The sequence below is a fragment of the Methanococcoides sp. NM1 genome (assembly GCF_900774285.1).
Classification (GTDB): domain Archaea; phylum Halobacteriota; class Methanosarcinia; order Methanosarcinales; family Methanosarcinaceae; genus Methanococcoides; species Methanococcoides vulcani.
In genome coordinates this window covers 273,965-293,840 of sequence record NZ_CAAGTW010000001.1, presented here as the reverse complement: position 1 = coordinate 293,840, position 19,876 = coordinate 273,965, and the positions used below count along the sequence as shown (strand labels likewise).

Genomic DNA, 19,876 nt, shown 5'->3' with positions numbered 1-19,876 from the left:
CCTCAGGTCCGGCACATATACATTCTGTTCATTAATGTATGTTTCTATTTATTCCTCAGATACAGTTTCATAGAAGCTCACATCGAAGATATCCTCTGCTGTAAGCTCTGTTGAGATGTAGCCAAGTTCGTACTGTATGTTTGCATATTCTACTGTTGAATTTACAAGCGGACGTGGATCTGCAGACCAGACACCATCCCATTCTTCAAGGGACTTAAGAACGATCTCTGGATCAGCAGTAAGCTTGGTTCCATATGTTTCAGCAGCTTCTTCGATATTTGCAGAATCATATTCAGCAGCCTTGATGTGTGTCATAACGATCTGTTCGACCATTTCAGGGTTGTTCCTGATAAGGTCACCACTTACCACCAGTACACAGCATGGATGGTCCGGCATGATCTCGCCTGATGCAAGGACAGAACGACCATTTCCTTCTGCTTCAATGAAAGTTGGAGCAGGATGCGGCAGGAATACACCATCTACCTGATCTGCTGCAATAGCTGCTTTGGCATCTCCCGGACCCATAGCCACTATTTCGAGATCATTCTCAGGATCAAGACCGTTCTCAATAAGCCAGTTCTTCAAAAGTGTGTCCTGAATGGTTCCCGGAGGGAATGTTGCGATCTTCAGTCCTTTAAGATCCTCAGGACCCTCATAAGGTACTTCAGGTCTCAGCACAAGGTCGGATCCCTGTGTGTTAACTGCTGCAACGATCTTGGCATCCAGACCGGAAGCCAATGCGGTCATCACAGGAGCTGCACCAACATAAGCTACATCGAGATCACCTGCAAGCATTGCCTGCATCTCAGGAGCACCGGTCGGGAACTCGAACTCGTTCACGGTCTCAATACCAAATGGTGCAAGGTCTTCAGCCCACCAGCCTTTCTCCATAGCTGTCATATGAGCAATCTGGTGTGTGCTTGGCTGATAGCCAATGTTGATCTCTGTCATCGCGGCTTCTTCTTCAGGTGCAGAAGTACATCCGGACAGGAATACCGCTGCAACCAGCATGATAGAAATGAATGTAATTGTTGTGATTTTCACATAAAAACCTCCTGGTTAATCTTAGTATTATTACATTTCGTCCAAATGACCTATTTATATCTTACCACATATGCCCGTATTATGTCCTAAAAGTATTAATACGAAGTGAAAGATATCCTTTATGGAAATCGGAGTGTAGCGGAGGAGTGAATATTAGCGTTGCAAATAAGGTTATTGATGCTGCTTTTGAATCAGATGAGGCTTTTCAGAACACACTTTTGAAAGTCATAAAAGAAGACCTTGAGCTCACAGCAATCGAGTTCTCAGAATATGCAAATATTCCCCCAAGCACCCTTTATAAGCTAATGTCGGGGAACAGGGAACCGAATATGAGAACACTTCGCCAGATAGTGAAGACCATCCGAACGATCGAAGGTTCCGAAAAAGGAGATTTCATTGCTGTCATCGCTGCACGCCCTGTGCTGGACAATATCAGTGAGACAAAGAGAAAGATCTCCGGCACCCTTTGCACGATCAGGGAATACTCCGCTACATCAATGGAAGAAGCCATCATCGCTGCCGTGCGTGCCGAAAGGGAAGGTGCCAAAGCACTTGTGTGTGCACCTATCGTCAGCACAACTATTGAAAAGATAATTCGCATACCTGTTGCAACCATCATGCCAAAGAACAGTCTTGTAGAGGCTATCGAAACAGTTGCACGTAAGATCGAATGAGCGATCTTTCACTATTTCTTATTTTAATTACAGATGGATCGAGAATTTGACCATTCGACCACCCATAGGTCTGTAAATATAGAATAAATACCGCATAGACATAGTAAAAATAAAGTAAAAATTAAAAAAAAGATGCTGCCAGCCAATATTTCTGCCGGCAGCTTACCGGACCACCTGGTCCGAATTCAATTATTCCTTACCTCTTGAGAGCATGTTGGATATCTTCTCAGAAAGTGCAGCCATTGCCTCACTTGCTTTCGGTCCTGCAGTTTCGATCGTCCAGCCACCTGCTGTGAACAGATATGCTGCACCACCAAGAACTGCTACCGCTAAACCGCCAAGCAGGTAAAGTATCGTACTTACGCCTTCAACTACTTCGAGAGTTGCAGTCATTCCTCCAACTTTCACAAGATAGCTACCAGGTTCTCCTGAAGTGTATTCGAACGTGACCTCTGTGGTTTCGTTGACACCAAGAGAGATCTCCTGTGTATCAGTCACGTTGTTGTTAACCATCAGTTCAACTGTGTAACTGCCTTCTGCATTACCGTTGTTCACAGCATTTAACGTGATCTCCACATCCTTGCCGGACCTGACCTCAATAGGATCAAGCACAAGATCACTGAACTCGAACTTTGCCTGCATTTCCTTGACCTCAATGTTCAGTTCAGCATTCAGGAAACCGTCCTTCTCAGCAATTAACTTGTGCATGCCTGTCTCTGTAAGGACATCTGTCACAACACCATCGCTGCCGGTCTGCCCGATGGTCTTACCATCAAGGGAAAGTCTCACATCGTCCATTGGCTCGCCACCGATGGCTTTCACAATGGTGAATGTCACAAGGTTGCCCTCATAGATGACCTCAGGAGATAACTCGATGCTCATCTTCCTGCTCAGGTCATCAGGTGATATTACCTCGAGTTCAGCAGTTCCGGTAGCATAACCGTCTTTTTCAGCAGTTATGGTGTAGGTGCCATCAGAGAAGAACTTGTATTCTACAACTCCTTCCTCATCTGTAGTTCCAAGCACAATGCTTCCTGCTTTGACGGTTGCGTCGTTGATCAGGGAACCACGTGATAGAACAGTTACAGTGATCTCATCGCCTTCAACGACCACCTTAGGATCAACTTCAACATCAAGGGCTTCGGATGGTTCAACTGTTATCTCGACGAATGGGTAGTAGCGGACATCTGAAGAATCTGCGACCTTGAACTGAATATCGCCCATGATCTCGATCTCGTCTCCATCGGAGAGAGTGATGTCATCTTCGTTCTCCATTTCGATCAAGTTAGAATTAATATCAGATACTGTCATTTCATCGAAGTCATCGCCTTCTTCAATTTCAAGATAGTCTTCTGATATCTGGAAAATACCTTCAACAAATACAGCTGTTGACTCCCTTCCACTGAAGATCTCATCGAAATTGATGACAATTATAGGCACATCTTCAGCATCTCCCAGGTCCTTGTCATAAATGTAAGGAGTTCCTGAAGACAGAATCGTAGAGTCTACGCGGTCCCCATCTTTATTGAGTTCCACAAAGACCTTTTCACCATTTATGTCAACCTCAAGGATATCCAGTGCATAACCCTCTTCCAGAATCAAGGATGATCCACCATACACGGACTTCTTGTCATCATCATCGATCAGGACCTTTGAAAGCATTCCCTCAGACATAAGACTAACATCATCAAAGCCAGGTTCAAAGGCATCATCAGGATAACCGGCAAAGTACTTCTCTGCCATAAAACCAATGACTTCGTATTCACCCCAATCACTATATTCAAAAGAAACGTTATCAGGTCTTGTTGTATAAGTCAGATTACCTTCTTCGATCTTGCTTCCGGTAAGACCCAGCACTTCAAGTGATTCGGTACCTATGCCTTCATCGATATTATAATAGAAGCCTTCAAAGTTCAGCGGAGTCCATTTAAAGCCTCCGTTCTCCACAACAGTACCCCTGAGTTCGTAGGTTCCGGGTTCAGACATGTCCACAAACGGTGCAAATCTCAAAGTACCGCTGTCTGCAACAATGATCTTCAATTTACCCATTATGTCAACAATATCGCCTTTGCCAAGGGAAATGTCCCTGTCATTCTCCATTTCAATAGAATCAGGACCAATGTTATCTATTGTCATATCTCCAAAGTCATCGCCTTCATCTATCTCCAGATATTCATCGGAGATCTGGAACATACCTTCAACAAAAACAGCATTAGTTTCAATTCCACTAAAGATCTCTTTAAAGTAAACAGCAATTATAGGGACATCATCAACATCACCAAGATCTTTCTCATAGATGTATGTGGAACCTGAGGAAAGGATACCCTCATCGACCTCATCGCCATCCTTTGATAGCTTGACGTATACTCGATCGCCGTTTATGTCGACTTCTATGATATTCAAAACATATCCATCTTCAAGTACGAGTCCTGCACCTGTATAGACAGATTTCTTGTCATCATCATCGATCAGGACCTTTGAAAGCATTCCTTCAGACATCAGGCTAACACGATCAGTGTTAGTATTAAATGCATCAGCAGGATAACCGGCAAAGTACTTCTCTGCCATGAAACCGATGACCTCATATTTATTCCATCTGTTATTATTCTCAAAATCTGTTTCAAAAGCCTCTGTTAGATATGTGAGATAGCCTTTGTCTATATTCTTGCCTATGTCTTTGATGGTCATTGATTCAGAACCTTCGTCTGTATCAAGGTCATAGTAGAATCCAGAAAAGCTCCGGAAATCCCAAGTATAAGTGGTGGATTGATTTTCATCTTTATCCCAAATACGATCACCTGAAAAATAGGTTAATGATACTGTGCTTGCCTTGTCAGTTTCATCACTACCCTCATTATTGCTGGTATCAACTGTTCTTACTTTGATAGTATATTCAGTCTCAGAATCCAAACCTGTAGCATTATAATATTCTGTACCTTTACTTACATTCGTTTCAAAAACATCATCAATATAAATTTTGACATAATCAAAGTCAGAATCTGCTGGATCAGTCCAAGTCCATTTTATCCATGTTGATCCAATATTTGATTCTGAAGCAGATAGGTCTTCCACTGGACCTGGGCCACTTGAATCTGAAGAAGTTGTTAATGTATAATTAACCCAAGTAGAATTAACGTTACCTGAACTATCTGAGGTTCGAGTACTGATAGTATAAGGTGTACTTGGAGTAAGACCAGTGTCATTGTAAGAATTAGCAGTTGTATTTAATTCAAAGACATCATTGATATAAATTTCAACATGGTCAAAATCAGTTGAGGGATTAGTCCACTCCCAAAGTATCCAGCGATCACTAGGAGTACCATCAAGACCTGTCACACTTTCAGGAGCTTCATTGTCAGCAGGACCATTTGTAGAAACAGACAAGTTCACCCAAGTAGAATTTACATTACCTGAACCATCGGAGGTTCGAGTACTGATAGTATAAGAAGTACTTGGAGTAAGACCTGTGTCATTGTAGGAATTAGCAGTTGTATTTAATTCAAAAACATCATTGACATAGATTTCAACATGGTCAAAATCAGTTGATGGATTAGTCCAACTCCACAAAACCCAATCCTCCCCAATTCCATCAGTCCCAAGACCACTGACACTTTCAGGAGCTTCAGTATCAACCGGACTATTTGTAGTAACAGACAAATTTACCCAAGTAGCATTTACGTTACCTGAAGCATCTGAGGTTCGAGTACTGATTGTATAAAGAGTACTTGGAGTAAGACCTGTGTCATTGTAAGAATTACCAGTTTCATTTAATTCAAAAACATCATTGATATAGATTTCAACATGGTCAAAATCAGTTGATGGATTAGTCCAACTCCACAAAACCCAATCCTCCCCAATTCCATCAGTCCCTAGACCACTGACACTTTCAGGAGCAGCAGCCATCGCCACCCCACAGCTCATCCCAACAATGAGCAAACTCATTAATAATAATTTTAAACCTTTATTCATAGTTAGTTCTCCGAATATTATATGATCATAAGTTATCAAATCTTCCCAAATGTACATAACCTTTTCGATATATCGAAACCTCTGTATCCCCTCTGTTCATCATAGTTATTAAAGTGTCATCAGTAACTTTGCCTACAACATTTAAATAACAAACGGATTTCGCGGCTTCCAGCATCGAAGGTGAGATCGTGAACAGCAATTCGAAATCTCCCCCTGTGTAAAGAGCAAGTTCAAGAGCATCATCATGGCCGAAAAGAGAGCGGACCTCATCACCTATCGGGAACTGGTCCTCATATATCCTGAAACCGGTGCCATTGGCATCCATGAGATCGTAAAGCGATATTGCAAGTCCGTCACTTGTATCCATCATAGAAGTTACCGCACCGGTCTTTGCAAGCTTTTGTCCCTCATCTGTTCGGGGAACCGGCTCAAGTAATGTATTCAGCAGATCATCGCTTACATCCAGACCGTGCTGGATCGCCAGTAGTGCAGCACCTGCAGAACCTGCGTTGCCTGTCACACAGACTAGGTCCCCCGGCTTTGCACCGCTTCTTCTTAAAAGGTGTTCTTTTTTTACCATCCCGAGGGCAGTTCCTGTTATGGTCAGCTCATCGTGAAGATCGATATCACCACCGATGACCGATGTATCACAGAACTTTACACAGGCATCCATCCCACGGGCAATGTCCTCGGCATATCCAAGTTGCATATCTTCCGTGACCCCGAGAGCGGAAAGGAAACCCACAGGCTTTGCTCCCATGGATGCCACATCGCTCAGGTTTACTGCGGCAGACATCCAGCCGATCTGCCAGGGAGTCATAACAGCAGGAAAATCGGTCTTTCGATGAAGCATGTCCGTTGTAATGACCATGCATTCCTCATGCGAAACATCCAGGACAGCACAATCATCCTTGCCTGCACCAGCCATGATGCACTCGTCTTCCTGATGCCTAAAGATACCGCATAGCCTGGAAACAAGTTCACGTTCAGCTATGCCGGAAATAAGATCGGACCTATCCATGGGATACCTTATAGTTTTAAGATTTATTAGCAATGTGGTAAAAAGAAAGGTCATCTCCAGACCCTTCTCTTAACGAAGATAACCACACTGCCGACAATGGTCACGAATATCACTATTGGAAGAGCAAATCCAATAAAGACGATGATACCATTGACGCTGGCTATAAAGCCACGCACGGAATCGGATAGAGCATCCCGAAGTCCCCATGAATGGGTTATGTTGCGAGGCTCAGTGACACTGACAGTGATAGTGGAGAACTCCACCCTGTCCTTAAGATAATTGAGCCGGCCTGTCAGGCTTTCGATCTCCCCGCGAACACGGCCAAGTTCCTTTTCCACATCCAGGACCTCTTCCACAGTGGTAGCCATATCAAGGATCTCCTGAAGACGCAGCTCCTGCTTTTCAAGGTTCGACAGGCGTGCCTCCACATCGATGTACTCCTCGGTCACATCGACACCACTGGTACTTTTTGAGGTCACTTTCCCGAGAGCTTCGACCCTGTCAAGTACAGTATCATGTTCAGCTGCCGGAACACGTATGGAGATGTATCCGGACATGCTCTCACTATCCCCGTAATAAGTATCATAGACAGATGAAGAGGAAACATAGCCATCGTATTCAGATGCTATAGTACCAATTGAATCAACGGCTTCTGAAGCATTTTTTACCTCAAGGGAAACATCAGAAGTAGTTATCACCTTGCGCGTTATGCTGCTTCCTGTGGCTTCGCCACTGTCTGCCACATCGAATAACATATCATTCGAAACATCCCAGGCTTCATCGGCAGCCATTTCGGCCATCTTGTTTCCAAAGGAAAAACTGTCTTCCTGTGGTGCGTAGGACTGAGTGTTGCTGTCCGTTGACAGGCATCCTGCTGCAATAACGCAAGTAAGCAGAAAAATAAATAGTAATGGATATGTTCGCTTCATGTTGATACGCTCCTTATAAATATATAAGAAGAGCTACACCGCGAACATATAAAGTTTTTACTTAAACTTCAAATGGATTCGAAGTTAACCTGCTCGTTGCCACCTTCTTTTGTCCTGACCCATACATTCTCAACAAATTCATGAGCACGTTTCGCAAGTTCAAGCATCTCATCATGAGAGAAAGGCGAAATATCACGCAGGTCTTCCCTCATTGAATGGGCAGGCTGACCCTGCTGGATAACATAAGGAGCATTCGAGATAGAAATATACGGAACAATGGAACTTGCGATCGCTGCAATATCTTCCGAATCCCCAATAAAACCACGTATCGCAGTGGTACGCAGCTCATATTCCATAGACCTGTCCGTGACAATGGATATTGTCTGCTTTACCTTATCAACAACGTCCGCAGGCTCAGGAACAATAGCATCATCACCAAATCCGATAGCCTTGCCATACATCACAGGATCGTCCAGAGGGGCCTTGACATCAATGAAGAACTTGTCCACAAGACCTGCATCGATCAGTTCTTCCACCACTTCCGGATAGTAGCCGTTCGTATGAACTCCCACAAGCAGCCCTTTTTTCTTTGCATAGGCAGCAAGGTGCATTACGGCTTTCTTTTGGACAAGAGGTTCACCGCCTGAGAACACAACGCTACTAACAAAGAGAGAGGAAGAATCTATCTTTTTCTCAAGTTCCTTTGCATCCAGCATATCAGAACCTGTAAGGATCTCATAGTTCTGGCAATAGGGACACCTGTACGGACAGCTGCGTAAAAAAATAACGACTGACGCTTTTCCGTGCCAGTCAACGGTTGAAATGGGGATGATCTCCCCAAAATTCACCTTCATCAGATACCAAACGTCCGGTACATCAGATCATATCAGCTGAAGCGTAGCGCTTACGGTCTTCCAGTTCCTGCTTTTTTGCAGCATTCCAGCCACCGACGGCCTGGATGTATCCGGTAACCCTTGAAAGCTGTTCAACATTATTGGATCCACAGTTCTCACATGTGTCCTTGAGGCCTGCCATCATGTGACAATCGTCCATGCAGACTGTCATGTCCTTGGTAAACGCAAAGTATCCTACCTGGGTGTTCCTTGCAATGTTCATTGCAAAATCCTTCAGGCCCTTTGCATCAGGTGAACCCTCACCCATCCAGATGTGCATGATATCCCCGCCGTCAACGATAGGGAAGAACACATGTTCGATGTTGATCCTGTCTACCAGGGATATGTCTGCTCCAGGTGGTACGTGAGTACCGTTGGTATAATAGACCGGCAGGTCGTGAGTATTCTTTATATCCTCTACTGCTGCGTTCACATCACCTTTTGCAACGGACAGTACCTTTTCACTGTATTCCTCATGCAGCATATCAGAGACTGCGAACCTCTGACCGGTGGTCTCTGCAGGAGTCCTTGCAAGAGCGATCTCCATGCCATATTTCTTGGAAAGTTCCCTTCCATACACCTCCATCTCGGCCATAGCACGCACAGCAACCTTAAATGCAGATTTCGATTGATGCATCTGGGAGCCTGTGTGGTACTGGACCATCTCATTAATACCTATAACACCGATGGTGAACACAAGGGAACCTATATCTACAGCAATTGCGCCTTTCTTACCGGTTATCGGATCCTTTGGCTGCTGTGTTGCAAATGGCATCCTTCCATTTTCGATGATTGGCGTCACCCATTTGACCTTGGTCTGGAACACTTCCATTGCCTCATCCATAAGGTGCTTCAGGTGAGCAAACAGTTTCTGGTCATCACCATCTGCCTCATATGCAGCTCTTGGACAGTTCAATGAAACTACCTGCCAGGAACCCATTGAGAAATGTTTTCCTTCCTTGAAGTACATCTTATCATCGAACTCATCATCATCGTCTGGATTTGCTGAGAACTGGTAGGCACAGCACTGGTAACAGGATATGCCTTCTCCGGCACCCCTGTATTCAGGAAGCTGGTTGTCAAAGTACGGGGTTCCGTATTTTGCGGTCAGTTCAAAGGTCATGGTGTACAGTTCATCATAGGTTGGAAGGTCCGGATTTGCACGGTTGAACATCTCATCCTCTACCATGAAATCAGGCTCGATGGAAATTTCCGGCTTAGGGAAGTTGAATGGTTTGCCCCAGTAGTCGCCTTCCAGCATGACGTTCATAAGTGCCTTGAATCCCAGCCTTACCTCACGCTCATAGTCACCATAGACACGCCTGTCGGTACCATTGTTACCATCCCAGACACGTCCCTTGTAGACCGCAGGCTTGTCCCTCCACATCTTCGGGACACCGGGGGACAGCTGTACTGAAGAGAACACAAGCTGACCACCGCGGGCCACCATCATCTGTGTCATCTCATAGACGAACATCTGCATAAGCTGTTCGATTTCTTTGTATGATTTACCTTCGAAATATGGAGCACAGAAAGTAAGGAAATTGTAGAAGCCCTGTCCACCCGCAAAGTTGGTCTGGGCGCTTCCAAGAGCCTTGACCGCATGCAACATGGCAACCTCTGCTTTCATGGAAGGTCCTGCCACGCTTGCTTTTGCACCTGATCCATCAGGCATCAATCCATAGTAGAAGAAATACCTGAGATCCCAGTCCTGGCAGAAAGCACGGGTACCAAAGTACTCAAGGTCATGGATATGCAGGTCACCGTTCAGGTGAAGATCTGCGATCTTTGGTGGAAGCAACAGCAGGTACTGTTCCTTTGAGATCTTATCAGCTTTCTTCTTGTGGGAAGTTTCAGCATTTTCCTGCAGGTTGGCATTCTCATTGGCCTCAAAACCTGAACCCTGGTCGATCTCACATGCATCGAAAACAGGAGAACCTACCCTTGTGGAAACATTACGCCATTCAAGGTGTCCGCGCTCCAGCAGGATCATATTTACAAGTTCCCTGATAAGCGGACCTGAGAGGAACCTGATGTTCATGCTGCGGATACGCTTCTCGGTCTCCCTGGCAATATCATGCGCTTCCTCTTTTGTGATGGAATCGATGTTATGGTACCACTCGCTCAGTGCAGTTTCCTTCAATAGCTGGTTCACTACGATATTGCGATCCCAGCTCACCATATGACCATCGGTTGTTCGGACTTTTGGCATTGTTGAGATCAGCTGACCGTCAAGTGTCTGCTGCATCGACTGCGGCTCGGTGAGAGGCATCATCTCAGCTCCCTGCTTATCTGCATCATGCGTCTGTTCCTTTGTACCCACTTCTATTTCCCCTTCGGGATCATCGATAAGCTTTGTATCAGATAACAAATGATCACTTCCCTCATAATATATCATTTAGTGAATCGAGATTCACGCCTTCGCTGTTAAAGAGCTCGTCATATGTCAGGAAATCCTCGTCTATCTGTAACACCGGAGCTGTAACAGTGAACACTCCGTTGACGCGCAACTCTGTCAATGATTCAGGAGTTGACATGTCCGCCTCAGTGAAAGCCACGTCGTTTGCTTTTAATACCTTCTTCAGCTGTACACATTTCGGGCATGTTTCCGTTGTATAGATAATAACACCAGGCATATTTCTTCCATCCATTTGATCTTTAAACATAAGCAAGAGACCCATCACACAAACCCCCACAGCAACTGAAAAATAATAATCGCATTCAGTAGCCCCGGTATAATGCGGGAAAGACCTCTACATGAGTAAACCAATAGTATGGCGTTCTCAGTTAATAATGCTTTTTACACCTACAACTGAATACAATGTAACATAGAGGGTAACATATATGATAACAGATATGATAACAAATGTCCAAACGTATCATCATTATAATGAGAAATTCAGAACCATGATTGTTACCAATATAGATACCAATTAAATCAGACCAACCAGACAAATGCCCTTTGCCAAAAGATGTATATCATAAATTCCATAATACCAGATACATCCCACGAGCAGAGGTGTAGAAAATAAACAAACAGCTAGCATCAGGCTGCCAGCCCATAGATGAACTTCTGGGAGGCGGATTCGAAGCAGGAGTGGTTACCCAGATATTCGGAGAAGCAGGCAGTGGAAAAACGAACATATGCCTCCAGCTTGCTGTTGAATGTGTTAAGAACGGGAAAAAAGCGATCTTCATTGATACAGAAGGGATCTCTGCCGACAGGTTCAGGCAAATAGCCGGAGAGAATGCCAAAGAGATCGCACAGGACATAATCATCTTCGAACCCCATACTTTTGAAGAGCAGTATTCTGCAGTAAGGGAAACTGAAAAAATAAGCACAGAGAACATCGGCCTTATCATAGTGGATTCTGCTACCGCATACTACCGGTTCGAACTGGACGATAACGATTCAAGCATCAGGACAAGAAGAGAGCTCTCGAACCAGATCGGATTCCTTCACAGCCTTGCGCGTAAACGGGGCATCGTAGTGGTAATAACCAACCAGGTATACTCAGACATCAATACCAATACGCTCAAACCCATAGGAGGTACTGGTCTTGAACACATCTCCAAGACGATCGTCCAGCTTGAGAGAACAGGTACCGGCAGACGACGCGCAAAGCTCTGGAAACATCGATCCCGTCCCGAAGGTACCACCTGCGAATTCACCATAACCGCAGATGGTGTCAGATAATATCTTTTTACATTCTTGCAATGGTAATATAACCGGTGTGCCCGACCCTTGAAGTAGAAGGACGTGTGCCGCGATCTGAGAAGGACATGGCACGCTCAATGCACTCAATTGTCCTTACCTCGAAGAAATCAGCTTCATCTATCGCTTTTCTTATCTGCGCGGTCTGCTCAAGGAATGGAGAATAGGTAACAAGGAAACCACCGGGGGCCAGTATCGAAGGAACATGAGGCACAACACTTGCCGAATCAATGGTATCAAGGATCACCGCATTGAACTTCTCGTCAAGGCCTCCGACCTCATCAACGATATTGCCACAGCGAACTTCCACATTGTCCAGACCTGCACGACGGATATTCTCACGGGCCACATCAACGAAGTCCTCCCTTATCTCAAAGCTCAGGACCCTCTTTGCAATAGAACCCAGATACATGGCAAGGATACCTGACCCGGTTCCCGCATCAAGCACAACGTCGTTCTTGTTGATGCCAGTATAGCCCAGTATCATACCGATATCCTTGGGCATGATAGGTGCACCGGTGCGCTTTGCATGCCTGAAGAAATCCGGCATCCTTGGCAGCTGGATAACGAACTCTTGGCCCATGTGGGAGACCACAGTGTCCCCAGCCTCTTTTTCCAGAAGCTCTGACATCTCGATCATACCAAAATCTGTGTGGAACTTTTCATCAGATACTGATGTAATGAATTCCCTGGTCTTTCCTCTGTGGCTGGTCTTTAACAGCACTACTTCACCTAATTTCATCTATTTGCACCTGATGTCCTTTTTTTCCTGTCCCTTTGGTACCTTGCCAGAGGAATTGTCACAATATCACGAGGTATTGAATGTTTGTTCATTGTAAGATACTCGGTTATCAGCCCGAACTCACGCCCATAGGAATCAACGATCGAAGCAGCATACTGCACACCTGCATCGGTGAACGCATACTCATAACGCTGCCTGAACCTTCCATCCTTCTCAAAGTACCGCAGGTCCTCGTCCACGATACCCATGGCTACCAGCAGCTGAATGTCCTCATAGACCTTGTTGCTGTAAGGGAAACCGTATCTTGTGTGGAAATCATAGTCGAACAGGTATTTTAACCTGCTGTCCTCCCCGAAAAGCGCCACATTCCGATATAGCCAGGTGATGTTCCTGATACGCGGAATTGAGATGAAACCATCCTTTTCGACCTCGAACAACTTGTGGATAGCATAAAGAAGAAGAATAAGACCTTCGATTGGCAGATACTGGTCACCCCTTATAAAGTTCAGCAACCTCGGGGACAGGTCATCCACAAGATCACGCATCTTCTGGTGTGCAGAAGCCAGCTCTGAACCTATAGCTGCATCGGGATGAGTGAAAGCTGTCAGTGACATCTGCCTGGATATAGCACGTACCAGCCCATTGGCAAGGGCAGATTCGTCATAGAAGAAATTCTCATGACCACCTGCCATCACCATGGCAGTCTTTGGAACACCTGTTGCAATGCTCAGGTCCACAAGCACATCACCTAATTCCTTCTCAAGCCCCCTCTCAAGCATCTTTGTTGCCACACCATGATGTGCGATCGTGGAAAGTGCCATCCTTGTGCCGGGAGAGAGCGTCTTCTGGTTGAACCTTGCCACAGGAGCATATATCCTGCCATCACGGATATCACGCAACAGGCTCCTTGCAGCCTCATCGCCATTCCTGCTGATGAGGTCGAGCAGGTCAGCATCGTTGTAACTTGTAAAGAACTCTGCCACCATTTCAGCTACTGCTTCATCCCCCATCTGCCCCCTCAGTTTCGACAGAGTGCTTTCCAGGGCATTCAGGAGCATCACTCTTACAGACTGGGTACGTGGATGGTGTATGATAGCAGTGTAATGATGGGAACGTGCAATAAGCATGGACTCTGCTGCGGCAAGTGTCATTTCCTCACCGAAACTTCCGGCATCAGGATCACCTAGGACCACATTGTTTTCCCTGATACAAAGGCATTGTATGATCTGATCAAGATCGATTAGCCCCAGAGATACACCTGTATGATATGAATCCCTGAGCAAAAAGTCGATCCTGTCTGCATCGATATCACCGGACATCAATTGTGAAAGGTACGGTTTTTCAATGGAAATATCACCTGTGGCGATCTTTGATATCTCGGAAAAGAATTCATATGGATCCTGGCCAAGCTCATCGTTTACCCATCGGGAAATCACAGATATTCCCGGCAGGACCTCTGAAACAATGTGTTTTGTGAAAGCCTCATGTGTAAGGAAGCCTTTGCCGTTCACTTTCGGTCTGATCTCAGGGTCTCTTTTGAGGACACTTTCCACCGCATGTGAAAAGGCAGAATGCCCAACATCATGGAGAAGACCTGCAAGCCTCAGTTTCAGTACAGACTCATCCCCAAGTTCAAGATAATTACCTAAAAGGGATGCTGTGTGCATGGTACCAACGCTGTGTTCAAAGCGTGTATGGTTAGCACCGGGAAATACGACATCTGCAAGACCTAGTTGCTGTATGCCGCGAAGTCTCTGGAACTGCGGAGTATCGATCAGAAGCTGTTCAAGTTCGGATAGAATGATAGTTCCGTGAACAGGGTCATGGACCACCCTGGGTTTTGTCATCAGACAATAATATGGAAAGACAATATATAAAAAGAATGTCAGGATGATCACAAAAAATACTACCACTTCAACGACCACTTTAGTAGAAGAACAGATTGAATACTTTTTTATCCGGAAGTGCCATTAGAGGTCATGAAGTGGTCCACATGAGAACAATCATGTTTATAAATTAGTCTAGTTAATAGATTAAGCATATAAACAGGTGGTTATAATGAGTTTTGAAGAAAATTTATTTGATGAACTGAAAGACGACAAAGCGTTGAACAAATGGTTTAAAAAAAGGCTTAATCCAGATAAGAAGAAAATGTCTGTTTCATGTATTAATAATTACAAAAAAGGATTTGCTCATTATCTTACCTATATAAGAAACAATTTTTATGGATTGGAAAACGTCACACCTACTCAATTGGCTGATGAAGCAAGGCATGAATCTAAAGATGGAGATATTGCCGAATATGATAAAATGCTTCATGATTACTTAAATGATTTTTTTGTATATCTGGTCAAGAAATACAAACCAAAAACCGTTATGAATTACATGTACGGTGTGTTCAATTTTTATCATTATGTTGGAGTGCAATTTGATAGAACTGATTATGTCCTAAGTAACGTAAATCCCGACAAAAGAAACATCTATTTTTTAGAAGCTTCTGAAATCCGTAAAGCAATGAAAGAAGCAGATTTGAGAGCAAGGGCTATGATTCTCTCACAAGTATCATCTGGCATAACCAAAGTGGATTTGTTGAAACTTACAGTTGGTCAATTTTAGAAAGGGTATGATTCTGAAAATAAAATCTGTTTATTACAAATCATTAGAACTAAAACAAATTTTGAACATCACACTTGGCTAAATGACGAATGTTGTTTTGAAATTTGCAGATACATAAAATGGCGAAATAAAGCACCCGACTGCGAAAAAGATAGTAAAGAATATAAAAGCTATTTGAAAAGGAAAGTTTACAGTGACGATGATATATTGTTCATTAAAAACTTACGTGGTGATGAATTTTTAGATTATATTAATGAAACCGAAAATGGCTATTCCAAAAAATATGAAGTGAAAGATGAGAATGGAAAAGTAAAAAAAGATGAAAATGATAATCCTATATTAATTCCTGCTGATATAAAATTCAGGAAACTTTCTGATAATACAAGTATTAAGATTTACCGCAGGATTGCGGATAAAGCAACGTTGAAAAATCAAAACAGTGATGAGAATGAAAAATTCTTTGATTTATTCCGAAGCCATAATTTAAGGCGGTTCTTTTCAAATACATTGGCTGATTGTGGTTCAGAAGTTGATTTTAAATTGAAAGAACAATGGATGGGTCATAAATTAGGTACTTCTGAAAATTATGATGAAGCTAAAATAAAATCAAGTAAAGCTGAATATTTAAAAATAATGTGGAGATTGTACATTAGTTCAGACTATCAAAGAGATGGCTACATTCAACAATTCCATAAATCAGAAATTGAAAAAGCAGAAATGGAAAAGAAACATGCTGTTTTGCTGTATGAAAATGACATCGAGAATTTGCAATCCAATATTGAAGGCTATGAAGAGGATATAAAACAGATTGAAGTCAATTTAAAGAATGAAATGATAGATAATTCGGTTCGGACATATTTCAATATGCAATTGAATGATTATAAAAAACGTGTGGAAAATATCAATAATTCCATAAAATCGAAACGGGGATTGCTTGAAATCGCAGAGAAAGAATATGAGGATTTCATGGATGAAATTAACCGGAAATACGAATCAAGAGAGTAAATATCCATAAGATTCATAATTTGTTTGTATATATGCAAACATATTTATACAATTGGGCATATAGTAATATATAAATAAGGGTTTTGTGGTAAATCATATATATTTTCACCACCAAACTAATTTTACACAAACCCCACATTATTTTTATAGTAGTTTAATAATTTTACCCATACTTTACTGTACATCGCCATGTTGTTCAAATTCTGTTAATTTTTGTATTGAGCCTACTGTTTGCGTTCCAATAGAACTTTTTATATATGACATATACATTAAGAGTACTGGTGAATTTATATATGAATGAAAATAATAAGCAAAATAATAATTTACATTCATGTTCATTAATTTCTGTTAATGCTGTCACTAGGATGATAGCCTGATAAGCGATTCTGGTTCAATTTTACTAAACAGAATAAATTGGAAGTGGTACAAATGAGTGCCACCGATTGTTCAAATGATAATGACATCGATGTAAGAACGCAACTTGGACTTGACATCATAAGTAAACCAAAAGATGTCTACAAGCTTCATAAAACTACACGTGCTGGTGCAACGACATCATTGTGCATTGCATGTTTAAGTCTTGGCATACCATTTCTTGTTTTGGAACCCACAAACAGAATAATTAGTGAAACTATTATTGGCGGTGTCAAAGCAATTTCTGGAAGAAATGATGCAGTAATTATTCATATCCCGAACAATTTCAAGTGCAAACATAATCAAATGTTGATGGAAGAAAATGAAGATTATGAAGATTTTGATTATTTGCCGTTGGCTGAGAAATGTGAAGAATGCGGTTATTTCGATGAATGCCCCATTACAGCAATCCAACGGGTTGATAAATTTGATGGAGTCTGCATGACATATGACAAGCTCGTAGCATTAGGAATGACAGCAGAACTATCATCCAAATCGTTTGCTAGTGCAATTCTGGAAAATTTAGACCAAGTTGGCGTTGTGATTTTGGATGAAGCTCATGAATTAATGTACGATAGAACATCGACACTCAACTTATCTGAGTTTCATGATAATAAATTCGTATCAAAATTTATCAAGAAAATTAAAATTGCCAACAACAAATCCAAAAAGAATGATTTTGTCATACTCGAAAGTGTAGTTTCAAATTATCAAGAAATAATAAATTCTAACAGCGTAACTGATGCAGTTGAGCAGTTACATAATCAATTAATCATAAAATTACCATGGTGGGATTTAAAACATTCTCGAAAAGTCAAAAACAACAACTTAAAAGAATTTTTTGGAACAAAGTCGAAATACAACAAATACAAACATAAGCGGGAAGATGTAGATGTTGATTTAGGTAATGTAAACGCTGAAGCAGTACAAGAATTGATTGAGTTAACTCATATTCGTCATAAGTATAATATCTCAATGGAAGAGATTAAATCCGTATTCAAGATGTTAAATATCATAACAAGTGCACAATTAACTGTTAAAGCACGAAAATTCATCATTGATGAAAAAAATGATGATTATAAATTGGACATGAACATATTAGCGATAAATCATGAGTTCAAGCATAAGATATCGCAAATTCTCCAAGAGTTGCAATTAAACAAGAAAATCATATTCACAAGTGCAACGTTTTGTAGTTACGATTACAACCAATTACTCCTGCCTGATACAAAAATTGAAGACATTGTCTTTGGTGATGAAGGCGACCCTCTCAGAACGAATGATAACTACACCTTATTCTGTGACAAAAAATCATATACTTCAATTGGAGAGTATTCGACATCCAATAATCAAGCTGAAATCATAGAATCATGCATTGAAATCATGGATTTACATGGCGATGAAAATTGTATTATTTTTTGCAGGAATATCGCCGACCATAAAATGTTGGAAGAATACTTCGAAGACACTGAATACAATCCGTGCATAACCTATTACAGAGCATCAGAAGTGATGGGCGTTAAATCTCCTTATCGTGTAGGAATCCACATCGGATTGGCTCATATTCCATCTGATTCATATCACGCAACATGCGATACAGTTGAAGCTTCAAAAATATTAGCAGAAGAACAGATGCATTGTGATACTTGGCAAGCAGCAAGCAGGGCTAAAGACCCAAGTGGCAAAGAATCATCTATAAGTTTCATGTTAGGAGCAATAAAAAGAGATGTGGACAACATTTGTTCGTGGGGTTTCGATAGAACTGTTGAAACAATACCACCTGAAAAGCAAGGTGGAAAAAAAGAAGTAAATGTCCATATTGAAGGAAATGCAATATCATCGCCTACTGTAGTTGATACAAGGAACTGGGATGAAACACTCATTATGAGTATGGTGTATAGATTTGGTTTATATTCCACCCCCAAGACAATCGAACATTATGAATGCAATAATCTTCGAAACAATTTAATAAAAGGTAAATTATCGATAGATTCAAAGTCTTCTTTATTAGGTGCTGTCTTTTCCGACAACGAAGTCACTACACAGGTGAAATATGGAAATGGAACTTTTTCCAGAAAAGATAAAATTCTTGATGAAAAGAGAATGAATCAGCATCTATCAGGTAACAAGAAAGTATATTTCCATCCCGTTTCTAACAAGATGACGAACTTCATCATGTTTGAAACTGAATCTGAAATCCACATGGGCAAACTAAAATTATTCTTTGATAGCAACAAGTTACCATACGTTATTGAAAAAGTGAATAATAAATATCGTGCATGGATTTTCATAAAGAAGGCTTATGCAATGAAGGCTCAAATATTTGGATACAACATTCTGAAGGCTGTTAATTTCAAAACAAATGGTAAAACCATAGAATGTGCAATGTATCCGATGAACATGAAATCAAAGAACAATTCTACAGAAGATTTAATAGAATTACCCTTCGGCAAGGATTCAAAGATATTAATTGATGGTGAATTTGTTGATGATTTGAATGCAGGTATGGATATTGGACTCATTGATATAATTGAGAACGAGATATATAATAAGTTCAAAATTACTGATATCAGTAAACGTATATCAATGATTTCAGTCCAGAAAACCCAGAATCAAGAAATCGAATCAGAAACCTAATCTCAATTTTTTGATTTTATAATTTGAACAATTGCTGAACTGTTCAAATTTATTTTTTCTTCTGCTGCCTGAAAGTATCTATATATAATTATAGATAGTTTTGAAGGGCTGAAGAAATAATTTTTTAAAACTGTTTCGACATAACTTAATTCTTGAAAATAAAAAATTGAGATGATACTTATCACTTGATTTGTTGTTAAATCCAATTTTAAGCCGA

Annotated in this window: 14 protein-coding genes; 5 read left to right on the top strand and 9 right to left on the bottom strand. The window is 41.8% G+C overall.

Annotated features, from left to right (window positions below; translation table 11 throughout):
• Positions 1 to 48: 48 nt before the first annotated feature.
• Complete coding sequence (locus tag E7X56_RS01470; protein WP_244603356.1) at positions 49 to 1,044, bottom strand: ABC transporter substrate-binding protein; 996 nt, start codon at positions 1,042 to 1,044, stop codon at positions 49 to 51.
• A gap of 152 nt (positions 1,045 to 1,196) precedes the next feature.
• On the opposite strand from E7X56_RS01470, the gene E7X56_RS01465 reads away from it, so the two are divergent.
• Positions 1,197 to 1,718 carry a helix-turn-helix domain-containing protein gene (locus E7X56_RS01465; RefSeq protein WP_135604328.1) on the top strand — a complete coding sequence of 174 codons (522 nt, stop codon included), beginning with the start codon at positions 1,197 to 1,199 and terminating at the stop codon, positions 1,716 to 1,718.
• A gap of 189 nt (positions 1,719 to 1,907) precedes the next feature.
• Here E7X56_RS01465 and E7X56_RS01460 read toward each other — a convergent pair whose 3' ends face one another.
• The 6 genes from E7X56_RS01460 to E7X56_RS01435 form a co-directional block, all read right to left on the bottom strand.
• Positions 1,908 to 5,687 carry an S-layer protein domain-containing protein gene (locus tag E7X56_RS01460; protein WP_135604137.1) on the bottom strand — a complete coding sequence of 1,260 codons (3,780 nt, stop codon included), beginning with the start codon at positions 5,685 to 5,687 and terminating at the stop codon, positions 1,908 to 1,910.
• Positions 5,688 to 5,712: 25 nt separating this feature from the next.
• The gene (gene thiL, locus E7X56_RS01455) at positions 5,713 to 6,708 is read right to left on the bottom strand and encodes a thiamine-phosphate kinase (RefSeq protein ID WP_135604135.1); all 996 of its coding nucleotides are present in this window, start codon (positions 6,706 to 6,708) and stop codon (positions 5,713 to 5,715) included.
• Between the two features lie 50 nt (positions 6,709 to 6,758).
• Positions 6,759 to 7,637: a DUF4349 domain-containing protein gene (locus E7X56_RS01450; protein WP_135604133.1), complete on the bottom strand. Its 879-nt coding sequence runs from the start codon at positions 7,635 to 7,637 to the stop codon at positions 6,759 to 6,761.
• Positions 7,638 to 7,705: 68 nt separating this feature from the next.
• Complete coding sequence (locus E7X56_RS01445; protein ID WP_135604131.1) at positions 7,706 to 8,491, bottom strand: anaerobic ribonucleoside-triphosphate reductase activating protein; 786 nt, start codon at positions 8,489 to 8,491, stop codon at positions 7,706 to 7,708.
• A 22-nt stretch (positions 8,492 to 8,513) separates the two neighbouring features.
• Complete coding sequence (gene nrdD, locus E7X56_RS01440) at positions 8,514 to 10,805, bottom strand: anaerobic ribonucleoside-triphosphate reductase (RefSeq protein WP_244603365.1); 2,292 nt, start codon at positions 10,803 to 10,805, stop codon at positions 8,514 to 8,516.
• A 109-nt stretch (positions 10,806 to 10,914) separates the two neighbouring features.
• Positions 10,915 to 11,166 carry a glutaredoxin domain-containing protein gene (locus E7X56_RS01435; RefSeq protein ID WP_135604326.1) on the bottom strand — a complete coding sequence of 84 codons (252 nt, stop codon included), beginning with the start codon at positions 11,164 to 11,166 and terminating at the stop codon, positions 10,915 to 10,917.
• 392 nt (positions 11,167 to 11,558) lie between these two features.
• Here E7X56_RS01435 and radB point away from each other — a divergent pair, with 392 nt between their 5' ends.
• The gene (gene radB / locus E7X56_RS01430) at positions 11,559 to 12,227 is read left to right on the top strand and encodes a DNA repair and recombination protein RadB (RefSeq protein WP_135604127.1); all 669 of its coding nucleotides are present in this window, start codon (positions 11,559 to 11,561) and stop codon (positions 12,225 to 12,227) included.
• A gap of 7 nt (positions 12,228 to 12,234) precedes the next feature.
• Here radB and E7X56_RS01425 read toward each other — a convergent pair whose 3' ends face one another.
• Positions 12,235 to 12,987, bottom strand: coding sequence for a tRNA (adenine-N1)-methyltransferase (locus tag E7X56_RS01425; RefSeq protein WP_135604125.1), 753 nt, complete (start codon positions 12,985 to 12,987; stop codon positions 12,235 to 12,237).
• Positions 12,984 to 14,834, bottom strand: coding sequence for an HD domain-containing protein (locus E7X56_RS01420; RefSeq protein ID WP_135604123.1), 1,851 nt, complete (start codon positions 14,832 to 14,834; stop codon positions 12,984 to 12,986). The genes E7X56_RS01425 and E7X56_RS01420 overlap by 4 nt, the downstream gene beginning before the upstream one ends.
• A gap of 211 nt (positions 14,835 to 15,045) precedes the next feature.
• Between E7X56_RS01420 and E7X56_RS01415 the strand changes: the two genes are divergently transcribed.
• The 3 genes from E7X56_RS01415 (at position 15,046) to E7X56_RS01405 (ending at position 19,659) form a co-directional block, all read left to right on the top strand.
• On the top strand, positions 15,046 to 15,603 hold the full coding sequence (locus E7X56_RS01415; RefSeq protein WP_135604121.1) for a hypothetical protein: 558 nt from the start codon (positions 15,046 to 15,048) through the stop codon (positions 15,601 to 15,603).
• A 174-nt stretch (positions 15,604 to 15,777) separates the two neighbouring features.
• Positions 15,778 to 16,608 carry a hypothetical protein gene (locus E7X56_RS01410; RefSeq protein ID WP_135604119.1) on the top strand — a complete coding sequence of 277 codons (831 nt, stop codon included), beginning with the start codon at positions 15,778 to 15,780 and terminating at the stop codon, positions 16,606 to 16,608.
• Between the two features lie 429 nt (positions 16,609 to 17,037).
• A complete protein-coding gene (locus E7X56_RS01405) occupies positions 17,038 to 19,659 on the top strand; it encodes a hypothetical protein (protein WP_135604117.1) in 2,622 nt (873 codons plus the stop codon).
• Positions 19,660 to 19,876 lie beyond the last annotated feature (217 nt).